Annotated in this window: 8 protein-coding genes; all 8 read right to left on the minus strand. The window is 72.2% G+C overall.

The features are described 5' to 3' along the window. Positions 1 to 29 precede the first annotated feature (29 nt). Positions 30 to 347, minus strand: a complete 318-nt coding sequence (locus H300_RS30960) for a hypothetical protein (protein ID WP_028426952.1) — start codon at positions 345 to 347, stop codon at positions 30 to 32. A gap of 136 nt (positions 348 to 483) precedes the next feature. Then, positions 484 to 4,380 (minus strand): caspase, EACC1-associated type, encoded by a 3,897-nt coding sequence (locus H300_RS0107540; RefSeq protein ID WP_028426953.1) that lies wholly within the window; start codon positions 4,378 to 4,380, stop codon positions 484 to 486. Positions 4,381 to 4,388: 8 nt separating this feature from the next. Then, on the minus strand, positions 4,389 to 4,862 hold the full coding sequence (locus H300_RS25530; protein ID WP_078515789.1) for an effector-associated constant component EACC1: 474 nt from the start codon (positions 4,860 to 4,862) through the stop codon (positions 4,389 to 4,391). Positions 4,863 to 5,010: 148 nt separating this feature from the next. Beyond that, complete coding sequence (locus tag H300_RS0107550) at positions 5,011 to 7,146, minus strand: DEAD/DEAH box helicase (protein WP_037979427.1); 2,136 nt, start codon at positions 7,144 to 7,146, stop codon at positions 5,011 to 5,013. Further along, positions 7,146 to 8,468, minus strand: a complete 1,323-nt coding sequence (brxD, locus tag H300_RS0107555) for a BREX system ATP-binding protein BrxD (RefSeq protein WP_028426955.1) — start codon at positions 8,466 to 8,468, stop codon at positions 7,146 to 7,148. The genes H300_RS0107550 and brxD overlap by 1 nt, the downstream gene beginning before the upstream one ends. Positions 8,469 to 8,514: 46 nt before the next feature. Beyond that, positions 8,515 to 10,263 carry an AIPR family protein gene (locus H300_RS25535; RefSeq protein ID WP_037979429.1) on the minus strand — a complete coding sequence of 583 codons (1,749 nt, stop codon included), beginning with the start codon at positions 10,261 to 10,263 and terminating at the stop codon, positions 8,515 to 8,517. A gap of 46 nt (positions 10,264 to 10,309) precedes the next feature. Continuing rightward, positions 10,310 to 13,231 (minus strand): BREX-2 system phosphatase PglZ, encoded by a 2,922-nt coding sequence (gene pglZ, locus H300_RS0107565; protein WP_028426956.1) that lies wholly within the window; start codon positions 13,229 to 13,231, stop codon positions 10,310 to 10,312. Continuing rightward, positions 13,228 to 17,139 carry a BREX-2 system ATPase PglY gene (gene pglY / locus H300_RS0107570; protein WP_028426957.1) on the minus strand — a complete coding sequence of 1,304 codons (3,912 nt, stop codon included), beginning with the start codon at positions 17,137 to 17,139 and terminating at the stop codon, positions 13,228 to 13,230. The genes pglZ and pglY overlap by 4 nt, the downstream gene beginning before the upstream one ends. Positions 17,140 to 17,200: the final 61 nt, after the last annotated feature.

Raw genomic sequence — 17,200 nt, forward strand, 5'->3', positions numbered from 1 at the left:
AGGACGTCTCCGAGGAGCCGGCCGGCGGCTCACCGGCTGCTCCGGTCCCAGGGAATCGGGTACGAGACCGTCGGCGACGGCGCTGGTCCGGATTCGCGCCACTTCGGCCAGGTGATCGGGTAGACCACGTTCGTGGCGGTCGTCTCGCCCATGCTCTTCCTCTCGGCGGAGCCGTCCCCGCGCGCGGCCTCCTCGTCCGCGGAGCCGCCCGCACCCGTCACGACCAGGACGAGGAGGGCGCATCCCGCCCAGAAGCCACCCCCGCTCTGCGGGGCGTCGCCCGATCCCCGGCGCCAGTACCCGGGGACCCAGCTCCCCGCCCGTTCGTGTCCTCGTACCCATTCCATCCGCGTGCCCTCCCGATCGGTGTCGGACCTCGACAAGGACAGATGCTCGCACAGCGCACTGACAAGGGGTGAGGAGTGCGATGCTTAGAGTGATGGCCGCCCCTGGGGCGCCCCTCGCACCGGGTGGTGCGGGGCGTCAAGCGAACAGCGGCTCCAGCAGCTCGTCACCCGCGAGGATTCGCCACGCGGGAACCCGTACGGAGCGGGCGACCGGACCGGCCTCCGCCCCTCGACCGCCGGAGGCCAAACCGGGCAGCAGGTCCCCCCGTGCGTGTGCCAATCGGAGATGCCGTGCCGGTTCACCGTCGGGAGAGGGGCCGGTATCGATCAGTACCGCCGTGTTGCCGCCGCCCTCGGTGAACAGCAGGTCCACGGTGTGCCCGCCGACCACCGGCGCGCGTTCCAGCTCGGTGACGCCGCGCTCGGCGAGGTACCGCTGGAGTCGATCGGTCAGTTCCTCCCGGAGTCCGGGCCCCGCCCCCGGTGCTCCTGGCACATGAGGGCCGGTCCCCGGAGGGTTCGGCCCCCGTCCGTCGGCCGACAGCGGAGCCGAGCGATCTGCGAGGAGCGAGGGCAGCCCGCTCTGTTCCTGCCAGAAGGCGCTTCCGCCCACGGTGATGAGCTGCGACTTGGCGCGGGTGACCGCCACGTTCCACAGGTTGACCTGGCCGGCGACCCAGTGAGTCGTCCTCGGCGGGGTGTTCCGCGTGGCCACCGGACTGAGCACCATGACGTCCCGCTGGCCGCCCTGGAAGGCGTGCACGGTCCCGACCCGCACGCGGTCCTCGTCCCGCCACAGGCGGGCCAGTGCGCTCTTCTGAGCCTTGAACGGTGTCACCACCCCGATCGTCGCGTCCTGGGGAAGCTGCGCGAGCAGGGCGTCCACCACGCGTCGCACCGCTGCTGCCTCGACCTCGTTGCGCCACGACTCCCCGCCGCCGCCTCGGACGGACTCGCTGCGCGGCACGTCCACCCAGCCCAGGACGGGCGCCGGCGCCGCAGCACCCGCCGGGTCGATCGGGGGAACCTGGTGTCGCACGTCGGTGAGCACCTGCAACTGCCCGGCGTAGCAGTACTGGTTGACGAGGCGGGCGATCGACGGGTGGCATCGGTAGTGCTCGTCGAGGAGCAGCGTCGACTCGCCGCGCTGTGCGGAAGCGTGGTAGGCGGAGTGGATGTGGTAGGCCAGCCTGCGGTCCACCAACTGCGCCGCGCTCAGACCGGACCGCACCCGTGCTTGTCGTTCCTGCTCCGGAGAGATGCCGGGGATGTGCCCCAGCTGCATGGGGTCGCCGATGATCAGCGCTCGACGGGCCCGGAACAGGAGCGGCAGCACGGAGGGGACGGAGCACTGACTCGCCTCGTCGATGACGACGAGGTCGAACAGTTTCGGGCTGAGTTCCAGTTGCCGTACCGAGTGGGTGCTGATGGCCCAGCCCTTGAGGTGCGCCATCAGGTTCTTCTGGCTCCGTTGGTAGCCCGAACGACTCCGCAGTGCTTGCAGGCGCTGCCCCATCGCGCTGCGTGCACGGGCCTGCACCTCGGTGGAGACCGAACGGGCCAGCTCCGCGGAGAGCTCCGACAGCTTGCTCGCCGTGTCCAGCCGAGCTCGCTTCAGCCCCTCCTCGTCCCACCCGGCGTGCTGCTGCAGCCCTTCCCGCAGCTTCCCCTCGATGGCCACCACGTCGGCCACGGACTGCAGCAGTGTGGGGGGCACCGGCCGCTCGGCCGCCCACACCGGCCACGGCGGGGGCTCGTCAGCCGCGGAGAGGCCGGGGGCGGTCGAGGCGATGAGAGCGGCGAGTGCGCGGGCCCGGCGCCAGGGGCCGAGCGACCACCACCGGGCCGCGACCGCTCTCCGGGCCCGTCCCTCCCAACGCGCCGGAGCGGTCACCTCGTCCGGGCCGCCCCTCCAGGTGCGCTGCAGGAGTGGCACCGGCAGTGCCGCTTCCGTCGCTCGTTCCTCCCGCTCGCGGTGCAGCTCCAGGAGCAGCGCTTCCTCTCCGACCCGGTGGGCTGCCTCTGTTCGCTCCGTGTCGGACGCCGCGCGAGTGATGCGCAGTTCTCCGCCGACGGTCGCCGGCCCGCGTCGCGGAACGTCGGCAGTCTCTCCGAGGAGCTGCTCCAGTTTCGCGGCCTCCCGTTCGCGGGCCTCGGCGTTGCCCGTGCGCATGAGCAGTCCCGGGGCGATGTCGTCGCAGCGCTCGGCCACGACATCGACCGCCTCGTTGTTCGTCGAGGCGACCAGAACGGACTGCCCGGCGGCGATGCAGGTGGTGACGACGGCCGTGACGACCTCGCTCTTACCGGTCCCGGGGGGCCCGGTCGCCACGGTCAGCGGTCGGGTCATCGCCGAGGAGATCACCTGCTCCTGGCTTTCGTTGCACGGTCCCGGCGCGACCACAGCGGTTCTCGTGCTGCGAGAGTCCTCCGAGCCGCCGCGGAGCAGCGCGTCGAACGCCGTGCCCGCGGTATGCCCCGTCCGTTTCGACATCTCCAGGAGGTTGGACACCAGGCCCTGGGTCGCCGCGGACTCCACGCCGGAGGGCGCCAGCAGCACCGCCGCGTTGTGCGCACCGGGGCGCAGCGACTGCATCACCGAGGACTCACTCAGCGAGGACGGATCGAGGGGTTCCAGCTCCGGGAGTCCCAGGGTCTCGAGGAGTTCCCGCACGGCGCGCAGCATCTGCTGGTCGTTCCCCTCCTGCCAGGTCGGCTGCCACCGTGCAACGAGGTCCGCCGCGTCGTCCTCGTCCAGGAGTTCCGAGACGACGCCGGTGTGCAGGGACGGCACGCCGCTCGGGCGGAGCACGTCCCTGCCGTCCTCGTCGGGCGCCCGTTCCATCTGCTGGACGAGCAGTGGTGCCACCTCGACGGTCGTGCGGCGCCCCCTGGCTCCGCCCCGCACGGGCAGCGTCACCGCCGGATACCCGTACCAGTACTCCTGGGGTGTCCCCGCGCTGCTGGACCCGCCCGCCCCCGCTTTCGGCTGGGGCAGCCCGGAGGGAGCGGGAAGGACGGACTCCCTTCCGGACTGGACGGGTTCTTCGCCCTTGTTCAGCAGGAAGTACTTCTTGTCCCGCCCTGTGTCGCGATCGGGCCGCATCGCCGCCGCGGCCTGTGCGGTGAGACAGTGCACGTAGTACCCCAGCAGCCGTGACGGGTCCGGCCCGTCCTTCTCGGCCAGGGCTGCTGCTTTGAGCAGCGCCGGTGAGCGCCGACGATCCTCGGCGGAGTCGTTCGGCAGTCCGGGCAGGCGCACGGGCCGGGCCACGGAGCGGGCGAAGACCAGTTGCCGGGTCGCCCGGAGTGTCGACTTGGTGGGCTGCTGCTCCTCCGGTACGCCGTCCCGCGTCATCTGGGTGGTGAGGTAGTCGAAGAGATCGTCCGGGTTGATCCAGCCCCCCTCCTTGATGCGCCCGTTGCGCAGTCCCTCGACGATCTCGCCGGTGAACCGGGAGGTGCCGAGCCCCGAGCCGGCCGGCGCCATCGCGGAGGCGGGTTGAAGAGCGTCGGATGCGGTGATGAAGTACACGCCGGTCGGACGGAGCAGAGTGCTCGGGGCAGGACGGTGCGAATCCTCCGGTGCCCCCTTGGCCGTCCAGCCCTGCACCACCGAGCCGCTGGAGCAGCAGTCCAGAAGTACGATCTTCGCCGAGGCGCGGCAGGACTGGAGCGTCCGCTCCAGGAACTCGGCGGGAACGGCGGTGCCCGGCAGGTCGTCGGGGTCGGCGTCGCGGGTCAGGAAGTAGAGCTGGTTGTCGGTCTCGCAGAACTGGCCGTGCCCACTGAAGTAGAGCAGCGCGGTCTCGCTCGGCAGACGCTCCTCGAGGTGCGTTTCGACGGCGTGCAGCATCTCCGCGCGGGTCGGTTCGGCGACCATCGCACAGTCGTTGAACATGCCGATCTCGGTGTTCTCCAGCACCGCCCGCATGTAGTGGAGGTCCGCGCGGACGGGCGGCAGGTCGTGGAAGGAGTCGCTGTCGTACGTGGAGACTCCGATGAGCATCGCGTACCGGTCGTTGTTGTTCATACGAAGGGTCAGCCCGCCGCCGCGCTGCTGCCCTCACCCGTTTCCGGGCCGTCGCCTCCGGTGGTGCCGCTGTCCGTGCCCTCCGTACTCCGACCACGTTCCGCGTCCGCGGGCGGCTCCTCGCCGCTGAGGAACCGGTTGATCCGCTGATCGTCCTGACGGGCCTCCCGGCCGGTGATGCGCAACGTGGCTCCGTCGGCCCGCGTCGCGACGATCGTCCGCTGCGGCACCCGGGCCAGCCATGTCTGCACGACGGCGACGACGAGAGTGGTACCGCTGAAGGCCAGTCCTACGAGTTCCGGTGCCACGCCGCCCTTCTCGGACTTCTCGGCGGGTTGTGCGCGGGGGGTGTTCAGCTTCGCCGAAGGGTCCGCGGCGGCGAGCTCGCCGAGCAACTCGCGCACCTCGCGGCGGGCCCGCAGCGGGTCCTCGTCGATGACGGAGATCCGGTTGGCCGCCCGGTCTTCGTGGGTCTGAGGCAAAGTTTCCCCCTGGTCGTACTGTGGCTGGTCAAGCGGCCTGCCAGCCTAGGTCTCGGAGGATGCACGCGTCCGGTGATGTCCGAAAAAACGTGGTCGTCGGCGCAGAAGGGCGGTACGACGACGGAGCGCGCCGCCGTGCACCGGCCGGCTACCGGCGCTGGTCGGTGTGGAAACGCTTCGGTTCCGCCAGCGCGGCGCGTGCTCCGTCGAAGTCGGCGAGGCGTGCCGCGACAGTGGCGACAGCCAGGCGCAGGGGCAGGGCAGCGGCGAACTTGAGGCCGCGGACAGCGCGTTCGTCGACGTCCGGCAGGGTGAGGGCCGGCGCGGTCTCCGCCGCGTCGAGCGCGGTCCGCCACATGGCAGGTGTCAGGTCCTCCCGCAGCCGCACGCAGGAGTCGGTGGGACGCTGCACCGGGTCGGTGACGGACGCGAGTGTGGCGGTGAGTGTGGCGTTCGCCCGGTAGCCTGCCCATGTCCACCAGCGCACGCCGTCTCTCCGGCGCGTCACGAGGGACCCGCCGGGATGGACCAGGCCCGGCCCGTCCTGCTCGCGCCACTCGCGGAGGCAGGCTTCGGCGCGTCGGGTGAGGGATGCGGTGGGGTCCACGCCCAGCAGGACCTCACGCATGGCCCGGGTGAGCGCATGGGACAGGCCGGAGGACGTCCCACCGGACCATTTGGCGACACCGCCGCTGTCGACCGGCTCCACGAAGACGCGTTTCCGGCCCCAGTCGATGTGGTTCACCTGCCAGCTGCGCCCGGCGAGCAGCAGCCTGCGTGGGCCGGGGCGCTCCTCGGTCAGCACGACGGGGTCCGTCTGCCCGATCTCCGCGCGTCCGGACAGCACGGTGAACTGCGGGGGCGCGGTGAACGAGGCGGTCAGCTCGATGAAGTGCCGTCGGCCGAAGCGGCGTTCCGCCTCCGGACCGATGAACAGCATGCCTCCGTCGCTGTCGAGGTACCCCTCGTCCGTCAGGTGCCGCAGGACCGGTGCAGCCGAACCGTCGAACGGCGCCAGCCCGTTCCACTGCTCGGACCAGCGGCGGTCGCCCAGCCGGTGCTCCTGCAGGGTCACCGAGAGCAGTTGCTGTGCGACCAGGTGGCGCGGTTCCGGCGGCGGGACGACGGGCTCGACCCAGTGGCGGTTCCAGAGCAGCAGCAGCGCCGCGGCCTGCAGGAGTGCCTCCTTGCCGGTGGCCAGGAAGAGGCAGTTGCGGTTGCTGCCCGCCCTGCGGCCCGTGCGGCCGAGGCGCTGCAGGAACGAGGCGACGGTGGCCGGTGAGTCGATCTGGACGACCCGGTCCAGGTCGCCCACGTCGATGCCCAGCTCCAGGGTGGAGGTGGCCACGATGACGCAGTCGCGTGCTTCGGCGAACGCTTCCTCGGAGCGGGCACGTTCCGCTGCCGAGAGCGAGGCGTGCGACAGGAAGACGGTGACGTCGCGGGCGCGGAGTGCCGCTCCCAGCTCCTCGACCTGTCGTCGGGAGTCGCAGAAGACCAGGCGCTTCTCGCCTCGGTGGAGGGTCGCGACGACCTTGGCGGCATTGCCCAGGGAGCCCACGTAGTCCAGTTCGACGTCCCCCGGGGGCGGCCCCGTGGTGGGGGCGGTCCCGGCGTCCGGGGCGACGACCCGGCCCGGACGGTCCGTCGCGCCCGACCCCTGGAGCCAGGTGAGCAGTTGTTCCGGGTTCCCGACGGTCGCGGAGAGCCCGATGCGCTGGATGGGGCGCCGCGTCACCCGCTGGAGGCGTTCCAGAACCGCCAGGAGGTGCCACCCCCGGTCGTCACCGGCGAAGGCGTGCACCTCGTCGACGACGACGGCCCTGATGCCGCCCAGCAGGTGGGCATGGTCGGTCTTCACCCCGATCAGCATGGCCTCGAGCGACTCCGGCGTCGTCAGGAGGATGTCGGGCCGGTCGGTGCGGATGCGCTGCCGCGCCGCCTGGCTCGTGTCCCCGTGCCACAGGACCGCCCGGCGCCCCAGCCACTGCGCGTACCCGTCGACACGCGTCACCAGGTTGTTGAGCAGCGCCTTGAGCGGGCAGAGGTAGAGCACCGAGGTGCCGGTCCACTTCTTCTCCGCCATGGCCGAGAGGAGTGGCAGGCAGGCGGCCTCCGTCTTGCCGCCGGCGGTGGGGGCGAGCAGGACGGCGTCCTCGCCGTCCATCACGGGGTCGATCGCCGCGCGTTGCAGAGGCCGCAGGTCGGGCCAGCCGAGCGTGTTCACGACGTGGTGCAGGACGACGGGGTCGAGCCGGTCGACGGGATCGGCGGCCTGCGTCATCACAGTTCCAGGTCGATATCGTCGGCCGAGGCGGTCGCCAGGTTCCGTTCGACCTCCGTGAGTTCGCCTGCGCCGACCGTGAGCCGGTAGTGCTGCCGGGGGTCGAAGTCCTCGAACTGGTCGATGCGGTCGAGGACGTCGCCCACCAGCTTCTTCAGGAAGAGACGCGGTGCCACGCCCGCCCTGCCGCCGAGCGCACCGCCCACCGCTCCGGCCAGGTCGGTGACGTACGCGTCGTCGGCCAGGGACCTGATCCGGTCGGGCGCCTCGGCTCCGGACGCGTAGAGGTCGCGGATGTTCAGTCCCAGGCCGACCAGCGACTCCTGGGTGAAGCCGGGCAGCCGCACCTGGACCGCGCGCGGGTTGTCGAAGCGCGGCTCGGTGGTGAAGTCGGTGGCGAGCCGCTGGGCGAGCGGGGCGAGCCGCTGCACCCCCTGCCGGCCGTCGTAGAACGCCGGTGTGCCGGTGATGACCAGGTAGAGACCGGGGAACCGGCCGGAGTGGACCTCGTCGATGAGCTGCCGCAGCGCGTTGAGGGCCTTGTCACGGGCGTCCGAACGTACTCGCTGCAGGGTTTCCACCTCGTCGAGCACGACGAGCAGTCCGCGGTGGCCGGAGTCCCGCAGGACGGTCAGCAGGCCCTGGACGAAGCCCAGCGCCCCGAAGTGGTCGAGGTCGCCGCGCACCCCGGCCGTGCGCCGTGCTGACGCGGCCACGTGCGGCTGGCCGCCGAGCCAGGCGAGGACGGCTGCCGCCGTCTGCTCGTCCCCCGCGGCGAGCGCGGACCGGTACCCGCGCAGCGCGGCGGCGAAGGACGGAGCGTGCCGGGACACCTCGCTGAGCCGGGCGGCGAGGAGTGCGTCCACGGCGTCGGCCAGGGCATCCTCGTCGGCACCTGCGGCGAGCGCGTCCTCCTCCAGCGCGTAGAACCAGGCGTCCACGACGGGGCGCAGCGCGCTGGGCGGGAAGCTGGCGGTGGACAACCGCTCGGTGAGGCGCCGGTAGACGGTCTCCAGCTTGTGCAGCGGGGTCTCTGTCTCGGAGACCTGGATCTCGGCCACGGCGAAGTTGCGCTGCTTGGCGCGTTCGCCGAGCCAGCGGGTGAAGAAGGTCTTGCCGGAGCCGTACTCGCCCCGGACGGCCTTGAAGACCGAGGCACCGGAGGTGACCGTGTCGAGTTCCGCGTCGAGTGCGGACTCGAACCGGTCCAGGCCGGTGGCGAGCAGGTCGAGACCGCTCTCGGGCACGGCTCCGCGCCGGAGTGCGTCGATGGCGGTGCGCCGCCGGGCGGCGGAAACGGCGGAGGAGCGTGGATCGGTCACTCGCGCATTGTCCCATCCGTGATCGACCGCGGCTTTCGCCCCTCTGTCACCCGGAGCGCAGACTGCCGTACCCGAGGTCGGACGTCAGACGGGTGACGAACTCGCCGCTCTTCGCGGTCTTGTCCGGCCCCCAGCGGCGCCGCCGCTGGAAGTCCTCGAACTGCTCCAGGAGCGACTTCCACAGCGAGTCCAGACGGGCGGGGCTGGGGAAGACGTCCTCGCGGGCTGCGTTCTCCAGGAACGCGGGCCGGTCGAACACCTGGCCGACGAGGTCGACGGCACCGAGCATCGCGAGGTGGAAGTGGAGATTGGTGTACTCCGAGCGGGAGAGGGGGGCCGCTGTCGACTGGAGGTACTCGTCCACCTGGCGCTGGGCCCTGGCGAGCCACAGGTACACCGGGAGCTTGGTCCGGTCGGAGAAGACCCGCCGGTAGTCCGAGTCGGACTTCAGCAGGCTGGACGGCCGGGCCCGCGCGTCGTCGGGCCGCCCCAGGGCCATCGCCATGACGGACTGCGCCAGCAGCGGGATGCTGACGATGCGGTCGGCGGGCCTTCCCTGGTTGCGGTGCAGGTTCTTGCGGCGGTCGTAGTACCAGTCGTGCTCCAGGAAGTACGCCTCGATCTGGCGCTGGATGTCGTCGGTGGCCCGCAGCGAGGCGACCGGCACGGTGGTCTGCCGGTTGGTGGCGCGGATGACCGCGTCACGGGCGGCCTGGTCGCCGGTCACCAGGATGCGCACCTGCACCAGCCGCTGGAAGACGGGATCGGACGGTTCGTCCGTGCGGCGCGCGCGCAGGGTCTCGTGGAGGGTGTAGGAGGTCTGGAGCCCGTTGACGACCTGCACGTCGGAGAGGCTGAGCCGCTTCCCCACCGAGGTCGCCTGGGAGCACACGATGGTGACGCCGTTGTTGAGCCACCAGAACTCCGGCGCTTCCGGGTTGCCCAGGGACGCGGCGATCTCCCGGTTGACCTCGACGTTCCCCTGGTAGTCGCGGACGTTCCAGTCGAAGATGTGGGACTTGACCGCCCCGTTCTCGTCGCTGAGGAAGTCCAGGTACTCCCCGAGCGCGACCAGCGCGATGTGGCTGGTGCCGTGCGTGATGCTCTCCCGGTAGGGCAGCTCCAACGTGTACGAGGGGCGGGTGCTGGCACGCCGCCACAGTTCCGCCGGGCCGAGGAACTCGACCTCGCCGGTGGCGACGGCGAAGGACTGGGAGAACTGCTCCTCGAGGATCTTGGCCTTGGTCCGCACCTTGGGGTGCACCTCGCTCGCCTCGCCGCGGGTGACGTAGGAGAACTTGATCAGCACGGCCGGGTGGCGGGTGAGGAGACGGGAGAGCGCCTTCCGGAACAGCGTGAAGCGGGCGAGCAGGTCGGCGGAGTAGAGCACCTGCGCCTCGGCCTCGTCGACCTCCATGTTGGTGAGGTAGGAACAGGTCTGGGCCACTTTGTCCAACGCCACCTCCGAGAAGCCGTGGCTGGTCTTGGCCTGGACGAGCCAGAGAGTCAGCGGAGTCCGGTGCTCCACGTGCGCCAGCGAGGAGTGCGGCTGGAGGAGATCGCTGTCCTCGTGTAACAGCCGTCCGCCGTGGAAGACGTACGCCCCGTCGATCCCGCCGTCGTTGGCGCCGCCGATCACGCCGGACTCGACCTCTTCCTCGGAGAGGCCGAAGCCGTGCAGGGCGTGCTCGGCCGCGAACTTCTCGAAGGCGGCGTCGAAGGACTGTAGTACGCAGCGCGCGGTCCGCTGCTCCTCGATCATCTGGTTGATCAATACCCGGTCGTTGGCGCTCATGGCTCCCGCATCGTGGAAGGGTGTGGTCGTGGGGCCGTCGGGCCGGCTACTCCAGGTCGAACTGGACGCGCAGCAGGGGCAGGTCGAGACGGAGGGTCCGTCCGTCCGGCATCGTCTCCAGCACCTGCACCCCGTCGTAGTTGAGGAGTTGGCGCAGGATCGCGGCGAAGCCGTCCGCCCGGGTCACCGGGTAGCCGACCCGCTGGGCCAGCGCGGTGACCGGCAGGGTACCGCCAGCGTCGAGCAGGGCCCGGATCGCGCCCTCCACCTTGTCCATCGGCGGCTTGCGCGCGAGCAGGCCGATCTGCCCCTGGAACGGCTCCGAGGCCAGGAGCGCACCGACGAGGGCATCGTCCGGGTCCACGACCGCAGCGCTGACCGGGGTCGCGTCGTCCTCGGTGGCGGGGACCAGCGCGACGTCGAACAGCGACTCGTGGGTGCGCGCCAGCCGCTCCTGCTCCCGTGTCGGTCGCTGCCGGGTCGGTGCCGATGCAGCTGCTGCTGCGGCTGATGCCGCGGGTGCGGGTGCGACAGCGGGGGAGGTGCGAGGGTGGGACGACTCGTCGACGGGCCACCACGACGGCTGCTGGTTGCCCAGTTCCCGCCAGGCCGAGGGCGGGGCCGCCCCGAACGGCAGGAAGGCCAGGACGGGAATGGCGAACTCGGCGAGCGAGGCACCGCCGTGGTAGCCGGCCTTCCGGGCCGTGTACCGGGAGTCGGCGTCCCACAGGGCGACGACCGAGGAGCCCGGCTCGGGCGCGAGGACCCGGGGACCCCGGAGCAGGACCTCCGCCGGGCCGACGTCGCCGTCCGGTTCCCGGTGCCGGGCGGACAGGGGGGACCCGGCCTCCACCTTCGCCCCGTGCCGGTCCACGACGTGCCCGTGGTCGCTGGTGACGACGACGGCCATGCCCTGGGCAGCGGCGACCCGCAGCAGGTCCGGCAGCGCCGGGACGTGGTCCGCCTGCCAGGTGCCGTCCCCGAGCTTCTGCTCCTTGGCGAGCCGGTCGTCGACGGCGTTGAGCACGACCGCCACGTGGGTGCGGCCGTCCATGAGCGCCTCCGTCAGCGCGGGGCCGAAGGTCTCGCCGGCGCTGGCCGCCCGGAGGTCGTCCTTGTGGAAGACCGCTGCGGGAGCTCCGTCCCACAGCGGGAGACCGGGGAACAGGCGCGCCTCGTCCTGCTGCGAGCCCGTCGTCAGCTTCCCCGCGAACAGCGAGGTGCGCGAGACGGCGGTGAGCGTCGGCAACGCGGCGGCCATGGCGCGGCGCCGCGGAGCGCCCTCGGCCACCGGATCGAACTCGGCCCAGGAAGCCCGCAGTTCCTCGCCCAGTTCGGTGGCGATGGCCGCACTCATCCCGTCCAGGACGAGCAGCAGCACCCGACGGTCCCCGGCGCTGCGGACGACGGGCCGCACGACCCGCTCCAGGAACGTCTCCACCGTCAGCATCGTGCCGGGGTCGGTGCCCGCGGCCGTCCAGGTGGCCAGCGTGCGGGCGAAGCAGCGGTCGATCTCGTGGCGCCGCCGGCGCACCCGGGCGGCCAGCACGTCGTACGCGGCCCGCAGCACCTGGTCCGCGTCCCCGCCCGCCTCGATGTGCTCCAGCGCCCGGTCCACCCATCCGGTCTCGGCGAGGTGGCGTTCGACGGCCGCGGCCGCGGTGGGTGCCTCCGCGGCCGGTTCACCGGACAGCCACCGAACGAGCCGTGCGCCCATCCGGGTCCGCTCGATGCGCGCCCGCACCTCCGGGCCCCGGGCCCGCCGGTGGTCGCTCAGCGTGCGGATCGCCTCGGCGAGCGGCTCCGGCTCACCGGCGGCGAGAGCCCGGCCCACGGCCGTGAACCCGGCCTCCAGGCCCGCGGGCAGGACGGGACTCGTCCGGGCGGCGCTCTCCGCGCCGAACTGCCGTGCCAGCGCGGAGGCCCGGTCCAGGACGGTGTCGCTGATCCGGCGGGCCTCCCGGGCGTCCTCGTCCGGCTGCTCGCCACCGCGCTGGGACGCGGCGGCGAGCAGCCCGACGACGTACTCCTCGGCCGCCCGTCCGAAGGCGGCGGCCAGCTCCTCGAACTGCTCGCCCCTGGCCGGCGGCGGGTCCCCGAACCAGCGCTCGGCCCGGCCGCGTGCGGTGTAGGTCGCCGCCTCCGGCTCGGCGTGGCACCACAGCGCCGCGCACACCAGCCCGAAAGCCACCGCGTCCGGGCCGTGCTCCGCCTCGACGAGGGCGAGCAGCGCACGACCGGCGGCCCCGGCCTGCTCCTCCTCACCGAGGAACTCGGCCAGCCCGGCGCGTTCGGGAGCGCGCAGTTCCAGCAGCCGTTCCGGGCGGCCCGGTGTCAGCGACCAGCCGAACAGGGTGGGCGTGTCGAGGCTGTCGGCCGCCGCGGCGGGGTCCTGGCCCGCGTCCTCGTCCGCGTAGCGGCCCAGCCGCAGCCGCCGCAGGCCGAGGGCGGAGAGCGCTGCCCTGCGGGACAGCATGCCGCCGCCCAGCCGTGGCCAGCCCTTCGGCGGTGCCGCGTCCAGAAGGGCCTCCGCCGCCCACTTCTCCTCGTCCCTGAGCCGCCGGTCGACCTGGTCGGTACCGAACGCCCTCGCCACGACCTCCCAGTTGTCCAGGGCGTCGACGCGCTTCTTGTGGGCCCGGTCCAGGATCGCGGGGTCGAGCTCGGTCTGCTCGCGATCGGTGAGGACGACGAGCACCTGCGGTCCGGTCGCGCCCTCGGCGAAGTGGTCGAGCAGCAACTCGTGCACGGCCAGCGGGGACGGCGCCGCCGCGACGCGCGCCGAGTAGCCCTCGCCCCAGACGGGCTCGGCGGGGCCCTCCCACTGCGGCGCGCAGCGCAGCAGCACGGCACGCCGCCGGTCCCGGCCGGCGAGGGAGCCGGTGAGGGAGGAGCGGGAGGACAGGTACTGGGTGATGGTCGCGAGGCTCAGCCGCACCGCGGCGGCACTGCCGGTGAGGGTGCTCATGCCTCGACCACCCGCCAGGTGATCTCGACCGTGGCACCGGGCTCGCTCGCCGCCAGCTCGGCCAGCTCCTCCCGCAGCGCCGCCGCAGCACCGGCGGCGGTGGTCGTGCGGGCACCGGCGGAGTGGTGGGCGGCGGGCCGCGGGGCGGGGCCGGTGAAGGAGACCCGCGGGTCACTCGTCCTGGTGTCGAGCGGGACGTCGCCCGGGCCGGGTTGCGGCGCCCCGGACGGCTGCGGAGCGGGCGCCGGGACGGCCGCGGCGCGATTGCGCTTGACGAGCGCCAGCACCTCCCGCTGCGTCCGGGCCAGCGCCTCCTTGAGGTCGCTGGTCCGCTGGTCGCTGCGTGCGGCGTTGCGCAGGGACTCCAGCAGTGCGTCGCCCTCCGGTCCTTCGGACGACGCGAGGTCGAGCGTCGTCCAGGAGGCCGCGTCCAGCGCCTGGGACACCGCGCGTGCCTGGGCGAGGGAGGTGCCGAAGCGGTCCGGGCCGAGCGCGCCGAAATCGAAGGCGGCCAGGGCCTCGACGGTCCGCTTCGCCCGGGCGGCGCCCTGCCCGGACGGGCGGGTGAGCGCGTCCAGCAGCTCGACCGCGCGCCGCGCGACGGTGAGGCGCCCGGACTCCCCGGCCGCGTCCGAGTCCCCGGCCTCGTCCAGGTGGAGGAAGGCGGCGTGCCGTTCCAGCTGCGTCACCAGTTCGCGGGCCGCCTCGTGGTGGGTGCCCACCTCCTGCGTGATCTGCCGGGCGAGCTGGTTCACCATGCGGCCGCGGCGCAGGGTGGGCGAGGTCTGTCCGAAGAGTGCGGCGAACCGCTGGCGGGCCACCTCCCAGTCCTCCTCCGAGGGCAGCGGCTGGCTCCGCAGTGCGTCGTGCTCCTTGATCTCGTGGAGCGCGGGTGCCGGATCGAGCGGTGTGCCCGCGCGTACCCACACCCGGTCGTCCATCTCGGCGAAGGAGGCCACGACGAGCACGGCGAGGAAGGCGGGCAGGCCGCGCGGAGCCGGACGGTCCGTCCAGTCGGTGAGCGTGATGAGGCTGAGGTCGCCCGTCACCCCCTGCTCCCGGGCGAGCTGCCGGAAGTGGTCCGCCCAGTAGGAGGAGACCTCGAAGTAGGCCTCCTTCTGCTGCCCGAGGCGCAGCGGGCCGGCCATCCGCCGCATCAGGGTGCGGTCGGCGGCCGGGACCTCGGCGCGCCCGTCCCGCGCCTCGGCGGCCGTCCGCACGTGGGCGAAGACCTTCTTCGCGTCCGCGGGCCTGACCACTGCGCCGCTGCCGTCCGGGTCGAGATCCGGATGCTCGGGGTACTGGCCTGCGAGGAGGCGGGCGGCGATGTGCCGGATGCCGTCGCGCAGCGACTGGCCGAAGGACAGCGTCAGTTCCTCGACCTCGCGAAGCGGCACCAGGTGCTCGTCGAACCCGAGCTCCACGTCGGCGGCCTTCTTGTCGGCCAGGCCGTAGGCCTGCTTGAAGGCGGCCTTGACGTTCTTGAGCAGGGATTCGCGCTGGGTCTCCAGCAGGCCCTTGGCGCGCGCCCGGTTGTCCGCGCTGAGGTGGCCCGCGTACTGGGCGTCGAACCGCCGGCCGTCGGAGAGCGCCTTGTCGATGACGACGAGGCGGCGGAAGTCGGCGAAGCGCTGCTGGGAGAGGTGGGTGGGCAGCCAGGCGACGGTCCGGGACGGTTCGCCCTGCTCCGCCCGGAGGTCCCGCATCCGGTTCACGTCGTCGACGGGCCCGTACTCGCCCTCCTCGAAGGGGAGGTCGATCACGATCCGCCAGCGTCCGTCCTGCTGCGGCACGAGCTCGTGGTCGGGCAGCTCGTCCCGGTCCGCGACGTTGCCGAACACCACCTCGACACCGCGCTCGGTGCCCCGCCACACGAAGTGCAGCTCACCGATCAGCTGGGACCGCTCGACGGCCAGCTCCTCGCCGAGGATGCGCTTCGCGAGCGCTTGGCGGTTGCCGGGGTTGTCGTTGACGTTGGCGTTGGCGATCACGGAGTCCACGTCCACGCCCGACAGCTCCAGGCGGACGCCGGGGTTGGTCTCGGTGCCGGTCTCCTTGATCTCGGGGAACCGGCCCGCCCACTCGGCGATCTTGTTCTTCAGGATGCCGTACTCGCGGCCGGGGATCGGTGCGACGACCGAACCGTAGTTCAGCGCGGACAACCGCCGGATCGTCAGGTCGGAGAGCGCCGGGACGCTCGGGGCCAGTGCCGACAGCAGCAGCGTGCCGATGATCCGGTTGTCGCCGGTGAACTGCTTGATCCGGGTGCGCAGCTCCGGATCGGTGACACTGTCCGGACGGTGCGTGCACTGCTCGATCTCCTCCTCCGTCACGTGGTGCGTGGTGAGGAGGTAGGGGCGCAGCTTGGTCCGGTACAGCTTGTCGGCCGCCTCGAAGACCACCTTCAGGCTGTCGGTGAACGGCTTGTCGCCGCCCGCGGTGATCAGCGGGTACAGGTCGCCGACCGGGATCAGATCGCCCAGCCGCAGCTCCGCGCGGTGCTCGGCGAGGAGCTGGCCCATCAGCTTCATGCCGGTCCGGTTCCGCTGGAGCGCGGAGGAGACGTGCACGAGCGTGTCCATGAACGCGGGCGAGAACGGGTACGTCAGCCGGAAGCTCTCCTCGTCCGCGCCGGTGCCGTCGGCGCCCCGGTCCGAGCCGAGCAGCGTGTCCCACACCTCCTGGCGGACCTTGCGGGTCTTGTCGAACTCCGCTGCGACGAGGGCGGCCGCCTCTTCGTCCCGGGGGCGCAGCAGGCGCGCGTGGGCGACCTGGGGGAGGTTGCGGTCCTCCAGCGTGATCTTGTCGAACCGGCCCGAGGCCAGGTTGAGGGTGTCCTGGATGGACGCCTCCGCCGCTCCGGAGACCTCCTCGCCGACCAGCTCGCGCAGGTCGCGCTGCCGGGCGATGAAGGAGATCACCGGGACGGCGCGGCGGGAGTCGCCGCTCTCCACGAAGTTGGTGATCTTGCCGGCTTCCCTGGCGACGAACTTCTGGTCGTGGATGAGGGTGGCCAGCCAGAGGATCAGCTCGTCCATGAAAAGGATCAGGCCGTCGTAGCCGAGCGCCTTGGCGTGCTCGGCGATCACCGAGAGCCCGGCGTCGAGGGAGACGAAGCCGTGCTCGTCCTCGGCGGCGTTGCGGGCGAAGCCCGGCAGCAGGTGGGTGCTCGCGTCCTGGACCAGCCGGGCCCGCAGCTCGACGGGTGTCGACGGGGTGACCAGATTGAGCGCCTGGCCGCCTTCGTGCACCTCTTCGGCGGACATGGCGGTGTCGAGCAGCTCCGGTGTCCAGGCGAACGCCTCGCCCCACTCGTCCTCCTCGCCGCCGCCGCCGTCCTCGTCCGCCGCGACCAGACCGCTGATCACGGCCCGGTCGCCCATCCGGGACCGCATCGCGCGGATGTCCGCGAACAGCGAGTCCGTCCGGTAGACCTGCGGGGTGGGCGCGTCCGGGTGGAGTTTCCTGACATGGTTGACGTACTGGCCGAGGACGCGCTGCTCCAGGGACTTCGACCCGAGCATGTGGTACGGCACGAGCAGGAAGCGCTTGCCCTCCGTGCCGAGCCACTCGTGCTTGGTGAGCACCGGGTCGAGGTCGGTGCGCGCCCGGGCCGCGGGGCTGCCGCTGAGCAGGGCGTGCAGCACCGCCATGAAGTGCGACTTACCGGAACCGAACGAACCGTGCAGGTAGGCGGCCTTCGAGGTGTGCCCCTCCAGCGCCGCCCGGATCAGCCCCAGCGCCTCGTCGAAGTTCTCCAGCAGCCGCTCGGTGACCACGTAGTCCCGCAGCGCCCGTTCGGCGCCTTCGGGGGCCGTCGCCTCCGAGAGCTGGAGGACGAAGTCCGAGGTGGAGATGGACTCCTTGATGTCGATGACATCGCGGAGCAGGGGCGGCTGCTGAGCCATGGGCTGTCTCGCTCTCCTTCGGTGCAGGTGCGTGGGGGTGCGTGCGGGTGCGTGCGGTGTG

The organism is Streptomyces sp. TAA040 (genome assembly GCF_000424845.1).

Excerpts from the sequence above, each read along its gene's own strand:
- H300_RS30960 (WP_028426952.1), bottom strand. The coding sequence starts at position 347 with ATGGAATGGGTACGAGGACACGAACGGGCGGGGAGCTGGGTCCCCGGG.
- H300_RS0107550 (WP_037979427.1), bottom strand. The coding sequence starts at position 7,146 with ATGACGCAGGCCGCCGATCCCGTCGACCGGCTCGACCCCGTCGTCCTG.
- H300_RS0107540 (WP_028426953.1), bottom strand. The coding sequence starts at position 4,380 with ATGAACAACAACGACCGGTACGCGATGCTCATCGGAGTCTCCACGTAC.
- pglY (WP_028426957.1), bottom strand. The coding sequence starts at position 17,139 with ATGGCTCAGCAGCCGCCCCTGCTCCGCGATGTCATCGACATCAAGGAG.
- pglZ (WP_028426956.1), bottom strand. The coding sequence starts at position 13,231 with ATGAGCACCCTCACCGGCAGTGCCGCCGCGGTGCGGCTGAGCCTCGCG.
- H300_RS25535 (WP_037979429.1), bottom strand. The coding sequence starts at position 10,263 with ATGAGCGCCAACGACCGGGTATTGATCAACCAGATGATCGAGGAGCAG.